At 39.1% G+C, this 22,258-nt stretch carries 22 protein-coding genes; 4 read left to right on the forward strand and 18 right to left on the reverse strand.

Going from position 1 to position 22,258, the window contains the following annotated elements:
* Window positions 1-71: 71 nt before the first annotated feature.
* The 7 genes from LS41612_RS17520 to LS41612_RS17550 form a co-directional block, all read right to left on the reverse strand.
* Complete coding sequence (locus tag LS41612_RS17520) at window positions 72-2,366, reverse strand: FtsK/SpoIIIE family DNA translocase (RefSeq protein WP_024361975.1); 2,295 nt, start codon at window positions 2,364-2,366, stop codon at window positions 72-74.
* A gap of 305 nt (window positions 2,367-2,671) precedes the next feature.
* The gene (locus LS41612_RS17525) at window positions 2,672-4,339 is read right to left on the reverse strand and encodes a ribonuclease J (protein WP_024361976.1); all 1,668 of its coding nucleotides are present in this window, start codon (window positions 4,337-4,339) and stop codon (window positions 2,672-2,674) included.
* A gap of 335 nt (window positions 4,340-4,674) precedes the next feature.
* A complete protein-coding gene (gene dapA, locus LS41612_RS17530) occupies window positions 4,675-5,574 on the reverse strand; it encodes a 4-hydroxy-tetrahydrodipicolinate synthase (RefSeq protein WP_024361977.1) in 900 nt (299 codons plus the stop codon).
* A gap of 13 nt (window positions 5,575-5,587) precedes the next feature.
* Window positions 5,588-6,625, reverse strand: a complete 1,038-nt coding sequence (locus LS41612_RS17535) for an aspartate-semialdehyde dehydrogenase (protein ID WP_024361978.1) — start codon at window positions 6,623-6,625, stop codon at window positions 5,588-5,590.
* 82 nt (window positions 6,626-6,707) lie between these two features.
* Complete coding sequence (locus LS41612_RS17540; RefSeq protein ID WP_024361979.1) at window positions 6,708-7,298, reverse strand: dipicolinate synthase subunit B; 591 nt, start codon at window positions 7,296-7,298, stop codon at window positions 6,708-6,710.
* Window positions 7,292-8,071, reverse strand: a complete 780-nt coding sequence (locus LS41612_RS17545) for a dipicolinate synthase (protein ID WP_024361980.1) — start codon at window positions 8,069-8,071, stop codon at window positions 7,292-7,294. The genes LS41612_RS17540 and LS41612_RS17545 overlap by 7 nt, the downstream gene beginning before the upstream one ends.
* Before the next feature lie 9 nt (window positions 8,072-8,080).
* On the reverse strand, window positions 8,081-8,344 hold the full coding sequence (locus tag LS41612_RS17550) for a YlmC/YmxH family sporulation protein (RefSeq protein ID WP_024361981.1): 264 nt from the start codon (window positions 8,342-8,344) through the stop codon (window positions 8,081-8,083).
* Between the two features lie 145 nt (window positions 8,345-8,489).
* Between LS41612_RS17550 and LS41612_RS17555 the strand changes: the two genes are divergently transcribed.
* Genes LS41612_RS17555 through LS41612_RS17570 form a run of 4 tightly spaced genes read left to right on the forward strand, consistent with a single transcriptional unit; the run spans window position 8,490 to window position 10,968 of the window.
* Window positions 8,490-8,867 (forward strand): GntR family transcriptional regulator, encoded by a 378-nt coding sequence (locus LS41612_RS17555; protein ID WP_024361982.1) that lies wholly within the window; start codon window positions 8,490-8,492, stop codon window positions 8,865-8,867.
* Complete coding sequence (locus tag LS41612_RS17560) at window positions 8,868-9,716, forward strand: ABC transporter ATP-binding protein (protein ID WP_024361983.1); 849 nt, start codon at window positions 8,868-8,870, stop codon at window positions 9,714-9,716.
* On the forward strand, window positions 9,713-10,339 hold the full coding sequence (locus LS41612_RS17565) for an ABC-2 transporter permease (RefSeq protein WP_024361984.1): 627 nt from the start codon (window positions 9,713-9,715) through the stop codon (window positions 10,337-10,339). Before LS41612_RS17560 ends, LS41612_RS17565 begins: the two co-directional genes overlap by 4 nt.
* A gap of 14 nt (window positions 10,340-10,353) precedes the next feature.
* On the forward strand, window positions 10,354-10,968 hold the full coding sequence (locus tag LS41612_RS17570) for an ABC-2 transporter permease (protein ID WP_024361985.1): 615 nt from the start codon (window positions 10,354-10,356) through the stop codon (window positions 10,966-10,968).
* A gap of 220 nt (window positions 10,969-11,188) precedes the next feature.
* Here LS41612_RS17570 and LS41612_RS17575 read toward each other — a convergent pair whose 3' ends face one another.
* The 11 genes from LS41612_RS17575 to nusA form a co-directional block, all read right to left on the reverse strand.
* Window positions 11,189-12,412, reverse strand: a complete 1,224-nt coding sequence (locus LS41612_RS17575; protein WP_024361986.1) for a M16 family metallopeptidase — start codon at window positions 12,410-12,412, stop codon at window positions 11,189-11,191.
* A gap of 73 nt (window positions 12,413-12,485) precedes the next feature.
* A complete protein-coding gene (gene pnp, locus LS41612_RS17580) occupies window positions 12,486-14,600 on the reverse strand; it encodes a polyribonucleotide nucleotidyltransferase (RefSeq protein WP_024361987.1) in 2,115 nt (704 codons plus the stop codon).
* Window positions 14,601-14,882: 282 nt separating this feature from the next.
* Window positions 14,883-15,152: a 30S ribosomal protein S15 gene (gene rpsO, locus LS41612_RS17585; RefSeq protein ID WP_008178982.1), complete on the reverse strand. Its 270-nt coding sequence runs from the start codon at window positions 15,150-15,152 to the stop codon at window positions 14,883-14,885.
* A 170-nt stretch (window positions 15,153-15,322) separates the two neighbouring features.
* Window positions 15,323-16,273 (reverse strand): riboflavin biosynthesis protein RibF, encoded by a 951-nt coding sequence (gene ribF / locus LS41612_RS17590; RefSeq protein ID WP_024361988.1) that lies wholly within the window; start codon window positions 16,271-16,273, stop codon window positions 15,323-15,325.
* Window positions 16,274-16,286: 13 nt separating this feature from the next.
* Entirely contained in the window at window positions 16,287-17,198 is a 912-nt protein-coding gene (truB, locus tag LS41612_RS17595) for a tRNA pseudouridine(55) synthase TruB (protein ID WP_024361989.1), read from the reverse strand.
* A 77-nt stretch (window positions 17,199-17,275) separates the two neighbouring features.
* Window positions 17,276-17,617 (reverse strand): 30S ribosome-binding factor RbfA, encoded by a 342-nt coding sequence (rbfA, locus tag LS41612_RS17600; protein WP_024361990.1) that lies wholly within the window; start codon window positions 17,615-17,617, stop codon window positions 17,276-17,278.
* Between the two features lie 131 nt (window positions 17,618-17,748).
* Window positions 17,749-18,027 (reverse strand): DUF503 domain-containing protein, encoded by a 279-nt coding sequence (locus LS41612_RS17605; RefSeq protein ID WP_024361991.1) that lies wholly within the window; start codon window positions 18,025-18,027, stop codon window positions 17,749-17,751.
* Window positions 18,027-20,312: a translation initiation factor IF-2 gene (gene infB, locus LS41612_RS17610; protein WP_024361992.1), complete on the reverse strand. Its 2,286-nt coding sequence runs from the start codon at window positions 20,310-20,312 to the stop codon at window positions 18,027-18,029. The genes LS41612_RS17605 and infB overlap by 1 nt, the downstream gene beginning before the upstream one ends.
* Before the next feature lie 14 nt (window positions 20,313-20,326).
* On the reverse strand, window positions 20,327-20,635 hold the full coding sequence (locus LS41612_RS17615; RefSeq protein ID WP_024361993.1) for a YlxQ family RNA-binding protein: 309 nt from the start codon (window positions 20,633-20,635) through the stop codon (window positions 20,327-20,329).
* Window positions 20,632-20,910, reverse strand: a complete 279-nt coding sequence (rnpM, locus tag LS41612_RS17620; protein WP_024361994.1) for an RNase P modulator RnpM — start codon at window positions 20,908-20,910, stop codon at window positions 20,632-20,634. The genes LS41612_RS17615 and rnpM overlap by 4 nt, the downstream gene beginning before the upstream one ends.
* 206 nt (window positions 20,911-21,116) lie before the next feature.
* Window positions 21,117-22,250, reverse strand: coding sequence for a transcription termination factor NusA (gene nusA / locus LS41612_RS17625; RefSeq protein ID WP_024361995.1), 1,134 nt, complete (start codon window positions 22,248-22,250; stop codon window positions 21,117-21,119).
* Window positions 22,251-22,258: the final 8 nt, after the last annotated feature.

The following is a 22,258-nucleotide window of genomic DNA, read 5'->3' on the forward strand; positions in this document are numbered from 1 at the left end:
GAAATCATCCTTTCCTTACTTTCGACGCAAACATTTGGACATAAATTCCGCAATGACCCCATGTTTTTTCCTTAATTATCATATTGATGAATTAGCACCTGTCGAGGCTTGCTTCCCTCTGGAGGCCCTACAATACCGCGTTGTTCCATCTGATCGACAATGCGCGCAGCACGCGAATAACCAATTCGGAAGCGACGTTGTAGCATTGATACCGAAGCGGTCTGCATATTTACTACTAATTGCACAGCCTCGTCAAATAATTCATCCGTTTCTTCTAAAACAGTCTCTTCTTCACTTGGAATCATCTCTTCCTGGTACTGTGCTTTTTGTTGTTCTATAACAAAGTCAACAACCGCTTCTACTTCCTGATCAGATAAAAAGGCACCTTGCACGCGTTTCGGCTTCGATGCACCAGCAGGTAAAAATAACATATCGCCACGTCCAAGCAGGCGCTCTGCTCCACCCATATCTAAAATCGTTCTCGAATCAATTGCAGATGATACTGCAAACGCGATTCGAGATGGGATATTCGCCTTAATAACACCCGTTAGAACGTCTACACTTGGTCTTTGTGTCGCTAATATTAAATGGATGCCCGCTGCTCGCGCCATTTGTGCTAAACGCGTAATGGAATCCTCGACGTCATTTGAAGCAACCATCATTAAGTCTGCTAACTCATCTACAATAACTACGATGTATGGCAATTTAGGGTGCTTTTCCTCTGTTTGTTCATTGACCTTTTGGACATGCCCATTATAACCTTCAATATTTCTCGTGCCCGTATGTGAAAATAAATCATAGCGTCGTTCCATTTCTGAAACGACCTTTTTCAGTGCTTGTGACGCTTTGCGCGCATCGGTTACAACCGGTGCTAACAAATGAGGGATTCCATTATAAACATTCAATTCCACCATTTTCGGGTCAATCATCATCAGTTTGACTTCATGTGGCTTTGTACGCATTAGTATGGATACGACAATGCCATTTATACACACACTTTTCCCGCTGCCCGTTGAACCTGCCACAAGTAAATGCGGCATTTTATTGAGTTCTGCTAACACAGCTTGTCCTGTAATATCACGCCCTAAAGCTACTTGTAATAGCGATTCCGGCTTTGCTCCGTCTTTTGACTCTAGTACTTCTCGCAATGTAACGATTGCTACCTCACTATTTGGAACTTCAATACCAATGGCAGACTTTCCAGGAATCGGTGCCTCCATCCGAATATCTTTCGCTGCAAGTGCCAATGCAAGATCATCTTGTAGGTTGACAATTTTACTGACTTTTACACCAATATCCGGTAAAATCTCATACTTTGTTACAGCAGGTCCCAAATGAACTTGTGTCACTTTGGCTTTTACACCAAAGCTTTGCAATGTTTGCTCTAGCTTTTTCGCATTTGCCTGAATAACGGAATATTCACCGCTTTGGTCATGTTGTGGAGGCATTTGTAATAAATTGAATGAAGGAAGCTGATAATCTGCATTTTCCACAGCGTCTGCACTACCAATATGAACATCATCAATAAGCTCTCCGTCTTCAATCTCCGCAGGCTCTACAGTCTGCAATGGTTCTACTCGCTCATGTGAAACATTTTGCGTAAAGGCAGAAATAATTGGCTCATGAGGAACTTCCTCTTCTTCCTCATAGGCTGCTTGCACGTGATTGACCGCTGCAACCTCGTCTGTACTTTCCGCTCTGGAACGGCGACTTTTCGGCTTCTTTGGCGTATTTTTTTTCTTTTCTTGCTGCTTTTTTTGCCATTTTCCAAAGAGCACAGGCATTTTTTCAGCTAAATATGGAACGAGTGCTTTTCCTGTAACTAGAATTAAGCCGATAAAGAAAATAACCCAAGCTACCACTTTGGCTCCTGTAGCTTCAAATAATACATGAAGACCGCTAAATAACAGTGCACCTACCATACCACCGCCAAGTGCATTACTTCGATGGACTACACCATCCGTATCGATTAATATTCGCCACGACTCCCTCAAAACAGACTCCGATAATAAACCACCTGATTTTGTTAATTGCTCAAATAAAATACCATGACTAAAAATAGTCAAGCTCATAACAATGAGAACCATCCCTAACATAAGCCGGTCCTTTAGGCTTACTTTTTTCTGTCCAATCATAAGAAGCAATGCGACAAATATAAGCATAAATGGCACTGCAAAATGTAAATTCCCTAAAAGAAACATGGCAATGGTTTGTAAAATACGCCCGATCATGCCATATTCAAAAATCATAATGACCGCAATCGCGATTAAGATGAGCCCTAAAATTTCGTACATGAGCGGATGCATTTCTTTTTTATCGGATGTTGGTTTTGCTTTCGTGACTTTTTTCCTTTTATTACTTGCCATCTTTTTCACCTTCTTTTGCAATCCATTCTATATATGTAGCGAATAATATCATGTAGAACTCGATTATTTCAAAAAAAGGATTTTCCACCGTTTTATCGGCAAGAAAATCCTTCCTCCTTCGCTACTTCTTCAAAGCTTGCTCTACTTTCGACTCCTATCAAAAAACAAGCTTATTTATAAGTGCTTGACTATGTCATGTCACATTTTCATGTAAGACATTTACATACTTTTGACATTCAATCGGTAACGCAGCAAAATGTGGCGTCACTCGTTAGCAATATGCGTTAAAGAAATCTTTTAAAATTTTAATACTCCATTATGATTGGGATAATCATAGGGCGGCGCTTCGTTTTTTGGAATAAATAAGTATTTAATGTATCACGAATTTCTTGTTTAATATTTGTCCATTCGAAAGTATCTTTCCCAACATATTTTTCAATCACGTTTTTCGCAATTTCAGATGCTTCTACCATCAGTTGCTCTGACTCACGCACATAGACGAAACCACGCGATAAAATTTCGGGACCTGAAGCAATTTTCTTTTGTGCACGGTTTAAAGTGACAACAACAATGAAAATACCATCTTGCGAAAGTAATTTACGATCACGTAAAACAATATTTCCAACATCGCCTACACCGATACCGTCTATTAATACATTACCAGCTTGTACACGACCACTCATTCGCATTTTGCCATTTTTGTATTCGACAATATCACCTTTATCAGCGATAAAAATTTGTGATTTTTGCATACCAAGCTGTTGTGCTAACTTAGAGTGTGCAATCAGCATACGATATTCCCCTTGAACTGGAATAAAGTATTTCGGCTGCATTAAATTCAACATTAGTTTTAAATCTTCTTGGCTACCGTGACCTGATACATGGACATTTTTACTCGATGTCAAAATTTCAGCTCCAGCTTTTGCGATGGAGTTCATCGTATTGGCCATTTGCACTTCCATCCCTGGAGACGGCGTAAACGTAATAAGTACTGTATCATTTTGTTTAATTTTAATGTCTCGATGATGCTTACGAACAATTTTCTCTAACGCATCTAACGGTTCGCCTCTATTACCAGTTGTGATAATAATAATTTCTTCTTCTTGATATTTTTGCATCTCAGAGATTGGAATAATCGTATCTTCTTCTACCGTTAAGTACCCTAACTGTACACCTAAATCAACAGCTTTTTCTAAAGGTTTCCCCACAATAACCACTTTGCGGAACGATTTTTGCGCTTGCGTTAGGACTTGTTGAATACGAATGAAATTAGAAGCATAGACAGCTACTAAAATACGACCTGGTGCCGAATGGAATGTTTTTGATAATTGCTCTTCAATCACAATTTCAGATGTCGTATAGCCTGGTCGCTCTGCTTCACAAGACTCCGATAGTAAGATAAATACGCCTTCTTCACCTAACTGTGCCATTTTGGCTAAATCCGGTTTAAACTTACCTGTTGCCGATTGGTCGAATTTAAACTCTCCAGTATGAACAATCGCTCCTTCAGAAGTATGGAACACAACCCCTAACGAATCGGGAATACTATGTGTTGTATGGAAGAATGTCACATACGTAGAGTTGAAATTCATACGGCTACGATTTGTTACTTCAAAGAATTTCACCTGATGTGGTGCAGGTAATTCCTTTAAATGTTCTTTGGCAAGTGCAATCGTTAATTTTGATCCATATACTGGTGCTTTCACTTTTTGTAAAATATAAGCGATTGACCCAATGGCATCCTCATGACCATGTGTTAAGAAAATCCCTTTCACACGCTCTTTGTTTTCTTCTAAATACGTAATATCAGGTATTACGATGTCAATGCCCAACATCTCGTCTTCTGGGAACATTAAACCGCTATCTACTACAAATAGCTCTTCGTCAATTTCTACTACGCACATTGCTTTTCCGATTTCGCCCACACCACCTAGTGGAATGATGCGAATTAATTCATTTTTCTTTTTTGTCAATTTGTTTCCTCCTAAAAAATATCCCGAACAGCAACCACTTATTTTCATTATACGATTTGCAAGGCTTTTGCACAAATTATTTTAAGTGCCAGTCACCCAAACAATTCTATCGTAAAAATCCACTACGCTTTCCGCGGGCACGTTGTAAGCCGAAACTCCTCGCTAACACGCGGTTTGTTGCGCCTTACACCTGCGCATTCCCGCTGGATTCTACCTTGAATTTTCACCCAGCTTGTTATGAAATTGTTTGAGTGCCTGGCACCGCAACAGGCACCGCAACAATAAAAAAACTATAGATAAACTCTTATTGGCGAGTTTATCTATAGTTTCACTTATTATCTAAAATTTTTAGCTTTTTCTTGGTACGTTTCCCATATTTGGTCGAAGTTCGCTTTTTCTTCATCTGTCATTTCCACCATTGGTAGTCGAACATTTAATGTATCAAAGCCTAGTTTTGTCATCGCATATTTGATCGGTGAAGGATTCGGTTGTGCAAATAGCGCACGCACTAAAGGTAATAATGCTCGATGAATTTTTGCAGCCTGTTCATGCTTTCCTTCTTCAAATAATCTGATCATTAACTGCATATCATTTCCGACAACGTGTGAAGCAACTGAAATGACACCAGCACCACCAATTGCTAACAATGGTAATGTTAATCCGTCATCCCCGCTATAAACTAAAAAATCATCTGCCGCTTCAACGTTTTCAATAATATCGCCCATTTGATCTAAATTCCCGCTCGCCTCTTTAATCCATGAGATATTAGGAATTTTACTTAAATCAACAGACGTCTCGTAGGCAACGTTTATACCTGTACGTCCTGGAACATTATAAAGCATCACAGGCAACTTTGTTTCTTTTGCAATCGTCTCAAAGTGCGCGTAAATACCTCGTTGGTTTGGCTTATTATAATAAGGTGCTACTAACATAATGCCATCCGCACCATTTTCCTCAGCCTTATGCGTCATCGCGATTGAATAGGCTGTTTCATTGTCCCCTGTACCTGCAATTACCGGTACACGGCCCGCTACTTTTTCTACTGTAAATCGTACAACTTCAATTTTTTCTTCTGTGGTCATAGTTGGGTTTTCAGAGGTTGTGCCACATGCAACAATGCAATCAGTACCATTATCAATTAAATGATTAATAATACGTTCTAGTTCTGGATAATTAATCGTACCATCTTCTTTAAACGGCGTTATCATTGCCGTTCCAATTCGACCTAAATTCATCCTTACACCCCTCTTATAGTAAGTTATCCTCAAGCATTGCTTCTGCAATTTGAATAGAGTTCAATGCAGCGCCTTTTAATAAATTATCTGATACGATCCATAGGTGGAATCCTTTTTTATTATCTAAGTCTTGACGGATACGTCCTACAAAGGTAGCATCTTCCCCTTCTGCGTAAATCGGCATTGGGTAAGTTTGTGTTGCGATATCATCTTGTAATACAATTCCAGGTGCATTTCGTAATACTTCGAAAATGCCTTCTACTGTTGTCTCTTTTTCTACTTCAATATAAACAGATTCAGAGTGTCCTGAAACAACTGGTACACGTACACATGTAGCAGCTACTTTTAACTCTGGTGCATGCATAATTTTCTTCGTTTCATTAATCATTTTCATTTCTTCATATGTAAAGCCATTGTCAGTAAATTTATCAATTTGTGGAATGACATTACGGGCAATTGGGAAATGACGTTTGTCGCCACCACTCGGTAAAATATTTGCTTCTACATCTTTACCTGCATCCCAGTTTGCGCTTTGTGCTTTTAGTTCTTCAATTGCTGAAATCCCTGCACCAGAAACTGCTTGGTACGTCGATACCAATACTTTTGTTAAACCAAATGTTGCACGGATTGGTTCAAGCGCTGCAACCATTTGGATTGTTGAGCAGTTTGGATTAGCGATAATCCCCTTATGTTTAGCAAGATCGCCGCGATTCACCTCAGGTACTACTAAGGGCACCTCTGGATCCATACGGAAATGGCTCGTATTGTCAATGACTACTGCCCCGCGTTTAGCCGCTTCTGGCGCAAGCACTGCCGATACAGAACCTCCCGCAGAGAATAAAGCGACATTGACGCCTTCAAAAGCTTCAGGTGTCGCTTCTTCAATTGTATACGTCTCACCATTAAATTCGATTGGTTTTCCTGCGGAACGTGCAGAAGCTAAAAACTTAATCTGTCCGATTGGAAATTTTCGTTTAATTAGCTGTTCCATCATTTTTGAACCTACTGCTCCTGTTGCACCTACAACCGCAACTGTTAACTGCTTAGTCATCTGTCATCTCTCCTTGAATACAAGTTCCATAATGTGTGCTATTGTATCATAAAAATACTGAAAATTGTGTGCAATTAATGATTTATTTGAAATATTGTATCAACAGTGGTTGTAATTGCTTTTTCTGCGTAATTGCTGCATGAACCGTGTCGACCATTTGGTCAAAATCAGCAATTAATGAATTGGGTTTTCCATGTGGTGAATCCTGACCAAATGGAATAAAGTAGATGTTTTTCGCATTGAGCAGTTTCATAATATTGATGCCATTTAAGCCCAGTGCATCATTTGTAGAAATACCTAGAACGACTGGGGAGCCATTTCGCAAAGTTGCCTTTGCAGCCATGAGCACAGGACTATCCGTCGCGGCATTGGCAAATTTACTAATACTATTGCCAGTCATTGGTGCTATGACCATTGCATCCAACGGATTGGAAGGTCCAAATGGTTCCGCTTCTTTTATAGAAGAAATAACCTTTTCCCCTGTCAAAGCCTCTATTTTCGCAATCCATTCTTCCCCTGTTCCAAAACGTGTTGCGGCATGTAATACTGAATGCGTAATAATGGGGATAACGGTCGCCCCTGCATCAATAAAATTTTGAATCTTTGGTACAACATCTTCATACGTACAATGTGAAGCCGTAATGCCTAAACCAATTCGTTTACCCGTCAGCAATTTTCTTCCTCCTCTATTGCCTTGCACAAAATTTCTGCCGCATCATGTGCAAAGTATTTCCCAGGTAATGATGGCAATAGTACATACGTTTGCAATTGGTCCGCATCAATATCTAAACAGCCTGGCTCCGAAGCTAAATCATATAACACGGCTGGCACATGATCCTGAAACGATTCTGTAATCCACTTAGCTGGAATCGTATTAATGAAAATCCCATCATGTATGGACCATTTTCGATCGTCTAAATTCGAAGCTTTATAGCCATATGCTTTTGCTTCACTCACTTGTACCACTGAACGCGCAACAATATGCACATTAGCGCCCATCTTTACGAGTAAAGAAGCGAGCATTTTGGCGATGCGACCAAAGCCTGCGATCGTAAAGTTTTGTCCGTAAATACATTTCTGCTCGAGTCCGTAAAACGTGGCGATAAATCCCTCCGCCGTCAACCTTGCATTTTGCCAAATAAAAGACTCCTGTTGCAAGTAACAATTCGTGTCATTTTTTTCTAGCAATTGCTTCCAATGCATCGTTAATCGACCCGTATAAAACTTCACTTGTGATATGCCATACAATTGCTCCACTTCTATCTTCAATGGAAGTATAGGGAGAACAATTTTATTAGGCTGGAACTCTAAAACAAGTTTATTTAACTCCTCATTCCAAACTGAAGTTCTTTTATAAAATACTGTACGTGAAGGACTTCGCAACATCGTCGCTAATTCTTTTAATCTTGAGTCCTCGCCGATTACCAGCCATTTTTCGTTTTCCAAAAGCTCACCTCACTGTAAAAATTCAGACTGTACTGTCGTCGTTTTGTTAAATAAAATACGATCTTCTCCAATTAATATAATTTCATGCCACGGAATCATTTCACTAACTTTTACTTTCTTCTTTTGGAATGGCATTTTTTCTTTAATAATCTCAAATCCATGTATCTTTCCTGTCTGCACATCTAATAGGCATTCTGTGTGTGCCAGTATGCCAAAATGTACACCACCTTCAACTTGAATCAATTCTTTATCCACCATTTCAGATAATAGCATGCCTCATCTCCCTCCTTGAGCCGTTAACCCAATATATGCCGAGTTTTTGCAATTCGTGCCCCATACAAAAGTACTTCTAGGTTGCAACTTTCATACATACTGTGTATAGTGTGTATATACAGTTATAATCAAGAGGTGAAAATAAGTGCGTATCCATTTAAGCAATGCGAGTGATAAACCAATCTATGAACAAATTACTGTTCAGCTAAAAGAAGCCATTTTAGCCAATAAACTTCACGCAGGCGATGCACTACCCTCTATACGTGCACTCGCCAAGGATCTCAAAATTAGCGTGATGACAACCAAACGAGCATATGCAGATTTAGAGCGAGACGGCTTTATTGAAACGGTAGCGGGAAAAGGTAGCTTTGTTACTGAACGTAACCAAGATTTTTTACGGGAGGAGTTATTGCGCCAAGTAGAGGAGCATTTACAAAAAGCCGTCAGAATAGCTAAAACCGCCGGACTTGTAAAAGAGGAGTTAGTAGACTTACTTTCATTAATTGTAGAGGAGGACAACTAAATGAATGCCATTGAAATCCATGATTTACACAAAGGCTTTGAAGGCTTTTCACTAAAAGATATTAGTTTTTCAGTACCTCAAGGAACAGTAATGGGCTTTGTTGGTGAAAACGGTGCAGGTAAATCCACTACCATAAAATGCATGCTTAATTTATTGAAAAAAGAATATGGCGAAATTTTGCTATTCGGTAAAGATATTGTCGAATATGAGCTTGCGATAAAAAACGACATCGGTGTCGTTTTCGACGAGCTGCATGTACCTGAAACGCTGAATGCGACGCAACTCGACAAATTTATGAAAAGGGTATTTAAAACATGGGATTCGAATTATTATTTTGAGCGATTGACGCAATTTAAGGTGCCTAAGCGAAAAAAGGTAAAAGAGTTGTCTCGAGGAATGAAGATGAAGCTATCGATAGCTTTAGCATTGTCGCACCATCCAAAATTATTAATTTTAGATGAACCAACAAGTGGATTAGACCCAATTATACGTGATGAAATTCTCGACTTATTTTTAGCGTTTATGCAGGATGAAACACATAGCATACTATTTTCATCACATATAACAAGTGATTTAGAAAAGATAGCTGACTATATTACATTTATTCATAACGGTGAAATATTATTTAGTGAAAGCAAGGATGTCTTACTATATGATTACGGGATTTTTAAAGGGACGAATGAGAAAATAAGCGAATTACCTGAGCAAGCAATTATTCAAAAACGCGAAGGAACTTTCGGGCTTGAAGTACTTGTGCTAGAAAATGAAATAAACGAAGCATTTACCGTTGAAAGACCGACTATTGAGGATATCATGCTATTTTTCGTGAAAGGTAGTGTTCAGCCATGACTGCTCTTGTAGTAAAAGATTTAATGACGATACAGCGTCAGCTAAAGACACAAGCTTTTATACTTATCCCCATGCTGCTTTTTTCCATACTAATGGGGCAAGGATCAATTATTTTTTCCTTTATATTATTTATCCTTGTTATTCAGGCCATTACTGCCCTTACCTACGATGAACTTTGCAGCTGGGACAAATATGTCAATACCTTACCCATTAGCAAGAGCGAAATTGTCCTTAGTAAATACATGCTTAGCCTTGTGTTAATGTTAATTGGTCTAATTATTGCATTACCTGTAGTTTTTATCATGAATCATTTTACAAACGATTGGGGAACCGCTAATTTTTTCCTTACATTCAATCTTCTAATTGGGGCGGCATTTTGTTTGCTTGCTTTAATCCTACCGATTTATATCAAATACGGTTCTATAAAAGGTCGAATCGTTCTAATTGTTTTATGCTTTATTCCTGGTTTACTCATTGGGCTGTTAGAGGAGTATTTTGCAGATGTTGTGATTACGATTTCTAAGCTACAACAGTTCAGCTATTTAGCACCATTTATTGGACTATTTATTTTATGGTTATCTTCTCTAATTGCAACAGCAATCTATAAACGCAAGGATTTTTAGAAGGGGTGTGCACCATGAAAGCTTTATTATGGCATAGATTGTCCATGCAAAAGGGGCATATTTTTATAGTGATTATCATTAGCTTATTTATAACTTTAATCAACTTCCGTTATTTTAGTAATGCTTCTATCGCCATGTTTGCGTTAATTTTATCTGCAACGATAGTCCAAAGCATGTATACGCAAGATCATAAAGTGAAGTGGGAACTCTTTGTAAACAGTCTTCCTTTAACTAAAAAAACGCAGTTACTAGCGGATTATCTCTATTGCTACAGCTTTATTGCATTACTTTTTATCACATCTGCTCCTATTTACTTTTCATCGTTTTACGAACAAAGTAATCGTTTCGAGCATTTCGCTATTTATTTCGCTAATATTAGCTGTGCGATTTTGCTTATTTGTACGCAGTTTTATTTACATCATTTAGCGGAAACTAAAGGGACGCGTTCCTTTAAAATGTTTATTTATATAGTAGGTATTTTTTTTATTAATTTTCCAATTCATTATTACTTAGCAATGGCAGCCGCCAATTTGTCCATTATATTAATACCAACAGTCCTTAGCGCCATTATTAGTGTTGTCGTTTTTCGAAAATGCCATGTGCTCTATACAGCAAAAGAGATTTTTTAATGCTCCGCAATATGCTAAGCCTCATCATAAGTATCGTGATGGGGCTTTGCTCAATTTTAATTGAGTCCCAATTCCATTCCATGCGCTCGCTTTTGGGAACATATCTCTCACACTTGTGGCGACAATCCCTCTTAAGTGTCAGTTTTTCGCAAGAAAAGGCATCCAACATTTGAATTGTTGGATGCCTCGCACTTTTTATATTAACGTTATCTGCTTTATGTTAAGCTTCAGGTCCGATGATGGAAATCGCTGGCTCAGCTTTTAATATTTTCGAGATAAGACGATCTACAGACTCCATCGTTACCGCATCGATGGACGCGAGTACTTCATCTACTGACCGATGTCTTCGGTGCACTAATTCACTAGTACCATTTCGGTTCATGCGTGCGCCTGTTCCTTCAAGGCCAAGCACAAAGCTTCCTTTTAACTGTTCCTTGGCATTATCTAACTCTTCCTCCGTCACGCCCCCCGCTACGATATCAAGTAGTGTGGCATCAATGGTATGTTGCAATTGCGATAGTTGTTGACGACTTGCACTGCCGTAAATTGTAAATGCCCCAACATCTGCGTAGCAAGATTGGTAGGAGAAAATTGTATATGCTAAGCCACGCTCTTCACGTACTTCTTGAAATAGTCGAGAACTCATATTGCCACCAATAATATTATTTAACGCAATAAAGCTATACATATCCGGATCTTTGACGCCAATAGCTGGGTAAGAAAGGGCTAAATGCGCCTGCTCCGTATCTCGCGTTTTCGTTATTTCTCCTGGATGGAACTGAGGATTTGTTAGGACAGGTACAACAGCAAGTGGTGATGCTTCGTAACGTCCGAATAAATCCTCAATTGTAGTTAATAGGGTTGGAGAAATATTGCCTGCCACAGAAATAACAATTGATTCTGGTCCATAATGTTTCGCCATATAATTGCGAATCATATCTGCTGTAAATGTTTTTAACGTAGCGGCGGTCCCTAAAATCGGGCGACCTAGGGCATCATTTGGATACATGACTTCCCAAAGCTTTTCATGCACATCATCATCTGGAGCATCCTCACTCATTAATATTTCCTCTAATACGACTTGACGTTCCTTTTCTAATTCCTCTTCTGCAAATGTCGAATGAAAGAACATATCTGCTAGGATGGAAATAGCCAGCTCTGCATGATGGTCTAAAACTTTCGCATAGTAGCAAGTATTTTCTTTTGAAGTAAAGGCATTTAATTCGCCTCCAATACGGTCAAACTCTTCAGCGATTTGGCGGGCACTTCGCGTTGTTGTACCTTTAAAAAGCATATGCTCTATAAAGTGCGTAATCCCATTTTCCTCTGGTAATTCATAGCGTGAACCAGCATTGACAAATATGCCAAGTGCAACAGATCTAACATGATCAATTTGCTCTGACACAATACGCACACCGTTTTGACATGTATGTACTTGTACCAAATATTCTCCTCCTCTTATACATCCGTTTTATTTAAAAAAGGCTGCGCATCATACGCAGCCTTTTTTTATCAAATTATTTACCTTGTTCTGCGCGTTCTTTTTCTTCTTGAATAACCACTTTACGAGATAAATTCACACGACCTTGTTTGTCGATTTCAATTACTTTTACAAGTAATTGATCGCCTAGTTTTAACACATCTTCCACTTGCTTTGTACGTTCCTCTTGAATTTCAGAGATGTGTAATAAGCCATCTTTCCCTGGGAAGATTTCACAGAATGCACCGAATTTTTCGATACGTTTTACAGTGGATAAGTAGTATTCGCCCACTTTTGCTTCACGTACGATGTCTTCGATAATTTGTTTTGCACGAGCGTTCATTTCTTCGTCTGCTGAAGAGATGTAAATTGTACCATCTTGTTCTGTATCAATTTTTACGCCAGTTTCTTCAATAATTTTATTAATTTGCTTACCGCCTGGTCCAATAACATCGCGGATTTTATCTGGATTGATACGTACAATCACGATTTTTGGTGCATAAGCAGATAATTTCTCACGTGGTTGAGCCAATGTTGCAAGCATTGATTCTAAAATATGCATACGGCCAATTTTAGCTTGAGTCAATGCTTCTTCTAAAATATTTCGTGATAGACCGTCAATTTTAATATCCATTTGAAGTGCTGTTACGCCTTTAGCCGTACCTGCTACTTTAAAGTCCATATCGCCAAGATGGTCTTCCATACCTTGGATATCTGTTAAAATGGAATAATGCTCGCCTTTTTTAATCAGCCCCATCGCGATACCTGCAACAGGTGCTTTTAACGGAACACCAGCATCCATCATAGCTAATGTAGAAGCACAAATTGATGCTTGTGATGTTGAACCGTTCGATTCAAGTACTTCTGATACACAACGGATTGTGTATGGGAATACAGATTCATCAGGAATAACTGCTTCTAGTGCACGCTCACCTAGAGCACCGTGACCGATTTCACGACGACCTGGTCCACGAATTGGGCCAGTTTCCCCTACAGAGAATTGTGGGAAATTGTAGTGATGCATAAAGCGTTTAGATTCCTCAACACCTAAGCCGTCAATAATTTGAACATCACCAAGTGCACCTAATGTACAAATTGATAAGGCTTGAGTTTGTCCACGTGTAAATAATGCTGAACCGTGCGTACGTTGTAATAGCCCTGTTTCAGAAGAAAGTGGACGAATTTCATCCAACTTACGACCATCTGGACGGATTTTATCTTCTGTAATTTGACGACGTACTTCGTCTTTTACCATTTTATCTAAAATAGTATGCACTTGTTTCATTGTTGTTTCATCGGCTTCTTGCTCTTCATAAGAAGCAATGATACGATCTTTCACCGCAGTGATTGCTTCATCACGTGCATGCTTTTCAGCTGTTTGAATAGCGTCATGCATATCAGTTTCACAAGCTGCTTTAATATCTGCTTGAATCGCTTCATCAATTTCAAATAATGTGACAGGTAATTTTTCTTTCCCTACTTCAGCAACAATTTGTTCTTGGAAAGCAATTATTTTTTTAATTTCTTCATGACCGAACATAATTGCTTCTAACATTACTTCTTCAGGCACTTCTAAAGCGCCCGCTTCAACCATGTTAATAGCATCCTTGTTACCCGCTACAGATAAATGGATTGTTGACATGTTCGCTTGCTCAACAGTTGGGTTCACGATGAATTCACCGTCAATATAACCAACTTGTACACCGGCAATTGGTCCATCGAATGGAATATCAGAAATTGCTAATGCTAATGATGAACCTACCATTGCTGCCATTTCAGATGTGCAATCAGGGTCATTAGACATAACCATAGAAATAACTTGTACTTCATTACGGAAACCGTCTGGGAACATCGGACGAATTGGACGGTCAATTAAACGGCTTGCTAGAATTGCTTTTTCAGATGGGCGTCCTTCACGTTTAATAAAGCCGCCAGGAATTTTACCTGCTGCATATAAACGTTCTTCGTAGTTTACTGTTAATGGGAAGAAATCAAGTGGTTTGGGTGATTTTGACATTGTTGCTGTTGCAAGTACAGAAGTATCACCATAGCGTACTAATGCTGCTCCATTTGCTTGTTTTGCTAACTGTCCTACTTCAATTACAAGTGGACGGCCAGCCCATTCGTAGGAATAGACTTTCTTTTCGTTCATTCAATGAACCCCTCTCTATTATAAAAACACTTACTCGTCTGTATGTACTAATAGTAAGTGTACCAAAAATGCTTGTTCTATGCTAAATATTTCATGAAATAATCATACATTTAAATTCAGTTATTGCCAATTTATTTAGGATTTATTGCTTTATTTGGTTGGAATGGCGTTTTTGCTTGTTTTCATCTTATATTTTTACTTATCTTGTTGCGATTCGTCGTTAGCTAGAAAGTTTATAAACATAAAGAAAAAGCGGGAATAATCCCGCTTTTCGATTGTCAATTAGCGACGTAAGCCTAAACGATTGATTAGTTCACGGTAACGTTGAACGTCAGTTTCACGAAGATATTTAAGTAAGTGACGACGACGACCTACCATTTTAAGAAGACCACGCTCAGAGTGGAAATCTTTTTTGTGTGTACGTAAGTGAGTGTTTAAAGCGTTGATTTCAGCTGTTAAAACTGCAACTTGTACTTCTGGAGAACCAGTGTCACTTTCGTGAGTACGGTACTCAGCGATAATTTCGTTTTTACGTTCTTTTGTAATAGCCATTTGTATTGACCTCCTAAATAATTGTTAAATCCCCATTAGCACAGTAAACGTTGGAGTCATCGGTATACCGAGCTAAGGTTAAGCACTTTATGCACTTATGAATGTTACCATAAAACAATGGGGCAAGCAAGTAATAACATAGCTCATGCCATGTGATGCTGCGGACAGCGCTATTTCATAACATGAAAAAATTGTATAGCCTCTTGCTTATCTTTCTCTATTTGCATTTTTAGCGCTTCAATTCCGTCAAACTTCCGCTCGCTTCGAATACGTTTATACCAAGCAACATGTACTTCTTCCCCATAGATGTTTTTCTCGAAGTTTAAAATATGTACTTCGATAGATAATTGCTTGTCGTTTGGATCTTTAAATGTTGGTTTATAACCTACATTACATACACCATCATACCAATTATTTTGTACAAGCAGTCGTACTGCATACACACCACTTGCTGGAATGTAAGTACCCTCTAGTGCTTGTACATTTGCAGTAGGAAAGCCGATTGTACGTCCACGTTTATCGCCATGCACCACAATACCCTTTATTTCAAATGGACGGCCTAGAAGCATACGAGCAGCCTCCATATCGCCCTCTTGTAATACTTTACGAATGCGTGTTGAGCTGATTTTCTCAAGCGAGTCAGCTTTCTTATCGACCACCGTTACACCATATTCGCCATTGCTTAAGACACGCATATCTTCCATCGTGCCTTTCCCAAATGCACCAAATGAAAAATCAAATCCTGCTGTAACATGTTGAATATTTAACCCTCGAATAAAGGTATCAATAAAAGCAGCCGGTGACAGCTTCGCAAAGTCTGATGTGAAGTGTACAACAAATACCGTATCAACACCTAGTTCTTCAAACAGCTGCAATTTTTGCTGTAGTAATGTAATATAAAATACTTTTTCATTGCGTCCGCCTAGCACTAATGATGGATGCGGATCAAATGTCATAACGGCAGTCGGGATTTGTCGCTTGCCCCCCTCTTGCTTGGCCGCTTCAATAACCGCCTGATGTCCAATATGTACACCATCAAAAAAGCCAATTGCCAATGAGTACGGCTGGATACTTTCTCGCTGTTGTAATTGGTGTGGGTATTTTAAATGAATGACCTCCATACAAAAAATCCTCCTACTCTATCGTTGGGAACATTTTATGTGGCTTCATCAACCCTTCTTTTGTCGGATGGGCTTGATAAACCGCAAATGCTTTCCCTTTGATTCCAAACACAATTTTATCATGCACCTTTAATAATGCATCTGCTGGAAGCACTTGTCCATTGAAAATTTCTTTTTCAATCGATGATGTTATTTCAATATATGGATAGTCTGATAAGGCATATTCTACTGGAAGAATGCATGTATGAATTTGTTCATTTTCCATTAATTCGGCAACTTGTGCTAGTGTAAAACAATTGTCTTGTGTAAATGTGCCCGATGCAGTTCGCACAAGCTCTTGCATATGTGCAGGATAGCCAAGCGCTTCCCCAATTTGTACAGCTAATGTACGAATATATGTGCCTTTGCTACATGAAATCCTTACAGGGAATGTAATTTCATGCCCTTCGTAAATTTCCTTATCATCAAGTAACTCTAACGCATAAATGGTCACCTGTCTTGTCGGTCTTTCCACCGTTTCGCCTTTACGAGCATATTCATATAGCCGTTTCCCATTGACTTTAACAGCTGAAAACATCGGTGGTGTCTGATTAATAACACCCGTTAAGGAAGCTAAGACATCCAGCAACTCGGCACGCGTAAACGTCTTATTTGTAGTATCTTCCTTAACCGTTTCCCCTTCTGCATCTTCAGTCGTCGTTGTTCGCCCAATGGAAATAACTGCCTCATAGGTCTTCCCTGCATCCGTTAAATATTCGGCAATACGTGTTGCCTGTCCGATACAGATGGGCAGAACCCCTTCTACTCCTGGATCTAAAGTGCCCGTATGGCCAACTTTTTTTGTTCGCAATATTTTTCGTAATTTAAAGACGCAATCATGACTCGTCATGCCACGTTCTTTCCAAAGCGGTAAAATACCGTTCATCTAAATCCCCCTTTTAGTACCATCACATGAAAAAAGCCTGCCTGCATGAAGATGCATGTGGCAGACTTTTACTGTTGTTATTCTTTGTGTAAACCACGTAGTAATGAATCAATGCGGTTACCATACTCAATCGATGAGTCAAATTCAAAGATTAATTCTGGTGTTCGACGTAAACGAATACGAGAACCGATTTCAGAACGGATAAAACCAGCAGCTTTTACTAAAGCTTTTAGCGTTTCCTCACGTTCACGTTCATTGCCTAATGATGTAATATAAATTGTCGCTTGTTGTAAATCACCTGTTACATCTACACCAGTAACAGTAACGAAGCCAACACGCGGATCTTTAATTTTACGGCCAATAATATCACCAAGCTCTTTTTTCATTTGCTCAGCAACACGGTTTGAGCGTAGAGACATAATTAGTCACCTCTATTTCGATGTTCAGCTATTTGCGTTAAGCGAATGACTATGTCAATAAAAGGTTTTAAACAAACCTAACACTTTCATTGACAATAACCATCCTAAATCTTACAAATAACCTTTGCTGCTTATAAATAGTCTCGCCACACATTAAGTTGTTCCCAAGACGGATTTGACTGCAAATAATGAAGGGCGTGATTAATTTCACGCTCTGCTGCGTCCTTCGAGGAAGAAACAGCAACAAGCGCTAATTTCGTACGCTGCCATACATTTTGATGGTCAATTTCGGCAATGGATACATTAAACTTCTGTTTTGTGCGCGTAATCATACGCTGTAATACAGCGCGTTTTTCCTTTAACGAATGGGCAGTTTGGATAATAAATTCTACCTCAACGTATACAATCATTATGCACGTTTAACTTCTTCCATAATGTAGGCTTCAATGATGTCGCCTTCTTTAATGTCATTGAAGTTTGTAATCGTAATACCACATTCGTATCCTCTTGCTACTTCTTTTACTTCATCTTTGAAACGTTTTAATGTATCTAATTCGCCTTCGAAGATTACCACGTTGTCACGAATTACACGGACACCAGAATCACGTGTTACTTTACCTTCTGTTACGTAAGAACCTGCGATTGTACCAACTTTAGATACTTTAATTGTTTGACGAACTTCCGCTTGACCGATGATTTTTTCTTCAAATTCTGGGTCTAGCATACCTTTCATCGCTTGCTCAATTTCTTCAATTACTTTATAAATAACGCGGTGTAGACGAATATCTACGCCTTCTTCCTCTGCTGCACGTTTTGCATTTGTATCTGGTCGTACGTTGAAACCAATTACGATTGCATTCGATGCTGCGGCAAGAGAAATATCTGATTCTGTAATTGCGCCAGCGCCAGTATGAATAATTTTCACATTTACGCCTTCTACATCAATTTTCATTAATGAAGCAGCCATTGCTTCTACAGTACCTTGAACGTCAGCTTTAACGATTAAGTTTAACTCTTTCATTTCGCCTTGACTCATTTGTTCAAATAAGTTATCAAGCGTGACACGTTGTTTTTCAGAACGTTGTGCTTGAATAGCTGTCATTGCACGAGTTTCCCCAACTTGACGAGCTGTTTTTTCGTCTTCGAAGACAACGAAGCGGTCCCCAGCTTGCGGTACATCGTTTAAACCTGTAATTTCGACTGGTGTAGATGGACCAGCTTCTTTTACGCGACGCCCTTTATCGTTAACCATTGCACGAACACGGCCATAAGCGTGACCAACTACGATTGGATCACCAACTTTTAATGTACCGTCTTGTACTAATAGTGTTGCAACAGAACCACGGCCTTTATCAAGCTGTGCTTCAATTACAGTACCAAGTGCTAAACGATCTGGATTTGCTTTTAGCTCTCCCACTTCGGCAACAAGTAATACCATTTCTAGCAATGTATCAATACCTTCACCTTTTAATGCTGAAATTGGCACGAAAATCGTATCGCCACCCCAAGCTTCAGGTACTAAACCATGCTCAGTTAATTCTTGCATTACACGATCAGGGTTTGCTGAAGGTTTATCCATTTTGTTGACAGCAACAATAATTGGCACTTCTGCAGCTTTTGCATGGTTAATGGCTTCAACTGTTTGAGGCATCACACCGTCGTCAGCTGCTACTACTAGAATTGTTAAGTCCGTTACTTTTGCACCACGCGCACGCATTGTTGTAAATGCAGCGTGCCCTGGTGTATCAAGGAACGTAATCTTTTTGTCGCCTTCTGTTACTTGGTAAGCACCGATATGCTGTGTAATACCACCAGCTTCTCCAGCTGTCACTTTTATATGACGAATTGAGTCAAGTAAAGTCGTTTTACCGTGGTCAACGTGACCCATAATTGTTACTACAGGTGGACGTTCTGATAATTCAGCTTCATTGACTTCTTCTGTTTGCTCGAAGTGAGTTTCTAAATCCGTAATATCTACACGGATTTCTTCTTCAACTTCTACACCGTAGTCTGCGCAAATTAATTCAATTGCATCCTTATCTAATTCTTGGTTAATTGTTGCCATTACGCCAAGCATAAATAATTTTTTAATGATTTCAGATGGTTCACGATATAATTTTTTTGCTAATTCAGCTACTGAAAGCGACTCAACAAAAGTAATTTTTTCTGGTAGTTCTTTTTGTTTGATTGGTAATGTTGGTTGATGCGTTTTTGGATGACGGCGTTTACCACCGTGGATTCCTGGTTTTGGACGTTGGTTATATCCACCACCGCCTCTGCGATTATTATTATTATTGTTATTATTATTATTTTGTGTCATATTTCTATTTTGATTACCTTTAGTATTCTTAGATTTTTCGTTAGACGAATTTGAGTTTTGTTGCGTATTATAATGATTTGCTTTCGGCGTCGATGTAGCAGATTGCTGCTTTTGTCCATCTTGCTTTTTCACCGATTGCTGTGGTTTTTGTTGTCCATTCGCTTGCGAACGTTGTGTTACATTTTGAGTAGCTTGCCTTGCCTCTCTTTTCTCTGTCGGTGCTTTAAATGATTGATTTAACTTTGCCACAGTATCTTTTTCCAACATAGACATATGGTTCGTTACACTCACATTTAATTTACTTAGCGCTTCAATAACCTCTTTACTCGATTTATTCACTTGTTTGGCATATTCATGAACTCTGATTTTGGTCATCTGCTCACCCCCGATTATTTTTCGTTGAGTAGACTAGACAATTTACTTGCAAAACCTTTATCGGTAATAGCTAAAGCCACACGGGCTTCCTTACCTGTAGCATGTCCTAGATCATAACGATCGCCAATTACATGATACTCAACGTTGTAATAAGTGCATTTATCTTGAATTTTTTTACTAGAGTTTTTAGAAGCGTCGTTTGCAAGCAGTACAAGCTTAGCATTACCATTGCGGACTTCCTTTACTACTAACTCTTCTCCTGAAATAACTTTACGAGCTCTTGCAGCTATACCAAGCAAATTAAACACTGCTTGATTGGTCATAAAATAGCCTCCCTACGAATGAGCAACAATAGCTCTTCGTATATCTCTTCAGGAATTTTTGCATCAAGTTGGTGCCCTAAAACATTTTTCTTACGCGCGATGTCAACCGCCTGTTCAGACTTTGAAACATAAGCGCCTCGTCCAGGCTTTTTCCCTGATACATCTACGCTAACCTCGCCCTCTTTCGAGCGTACAACACGAATCATTGCTTTTTTTGGTAGCATTTCTCCAGTAGCTACACATTTTCGAAGTGGTACTTTTTTATTAACCGCCATAAGAATCACCTTTCCTCTCTGAAGCTTCGTAAGAGGTGGACCAGCCATAACCAAAACGCAAAGGTAGAATTTTGTGATTTGAACATTGCGGAGTACAATCCCGTCTCTCAACATTCAAGACCTTCGCCACAGTTCCTGGCTTTATTCAGTCGGCCCAGGACGCCCACTGAATAAAGCCAGGTGACCAGTCACACGGGCTTTCTTACTTATTCTTCGTCGTCTTGATATAAGTCAACTGTAGCTTCTTCGTAGTCACTATCATCAGCAGGTACGAAAGTGCTTGTTGCAGATGGATAAATCCCTAACTCACGTGCATCTGTTTCACTTTTAATATCGATTTTCCATCCAGTTAATTTTGCAGCTAAACGAGCATTTTGACCACGTTTACCAATTGCAAGAGATAATTGGTAATCTGGTACTACAACAGTTGTTGATTTTTCTTCTTCATTTACTTGCACATCTAAAACTTTTGATGGGCTTAATGCATTTGCTACAAATACAACAGGGTCTTCTGACCATTCAACGATATCAATTTTTTCACCATTTAATTCATTGACAATTGTTTGAACACGTGCACCTTTCGCACCTACACATGAGCCTACAGGATCAACTTCTTCGTTATGTGCATGGACTGAAATTTTAGAACGGTCTCCCGCTTCACGAGCAATTGACTTTATTTCTACAATGCCTTCATAAATTTCAGGCACTTCCATCTCAAATAATCGACGTAATAAGCCTGGATGTGTTCGTGAAACGATTACTTGTGGACCACGTGTCGTACGTTCAACCTTTGTAATATATACTTTAATACGATCATGTGGATGATACGTTTCACCTTGGATTTGTTCATTTTGTGGTAATGCAGCTTCTACTTTACCAAGACCCACGTAAATATTTCGCGCATCTAAACGCTCAACTACACCCGTTACAATGTCATCTTCACGATCTACGTATTGCTCATAAATTAAGCCACGTTCTGCTTCACGTACACGTTGAGTAACGACTTGCTTCGCTGTTTGTGCAGCGATACGCCCAAAATTACGAGGCGTTACTTCCTGTTCAACAATATCTTCTAATTGGTAAGCTGGGTTGATGGCCTTAGCATCTTCTAAAGCAATTTGTAAACGGTCATCTTCTACTTCTTCAACAACATCTTTACGTGAAAATACACGAATTGAGCCTTTGTCTAAGTTTAAGTCAACACGAACATTTTGAGCTTGGTTAAAGTTGCGTTTGTAAGCTGTAACTAATGCTGCCTCTATCGCTTCGATTAACACATCTCTTGAAATTCCTTTTTGTTCTTCCAGCGCCGTTAGCGCATCTAACAAATCACTACTCATTTTATTTT

Source organism: Lysinibacillus sphaericus, assembly GCF_002982115.1.
Lineage (GTDB): Bacteria > Bacillota > Bacilli > Bacillales_A > Planococcaceae > Lysinibacillus > Lysinibacillus sphaericus.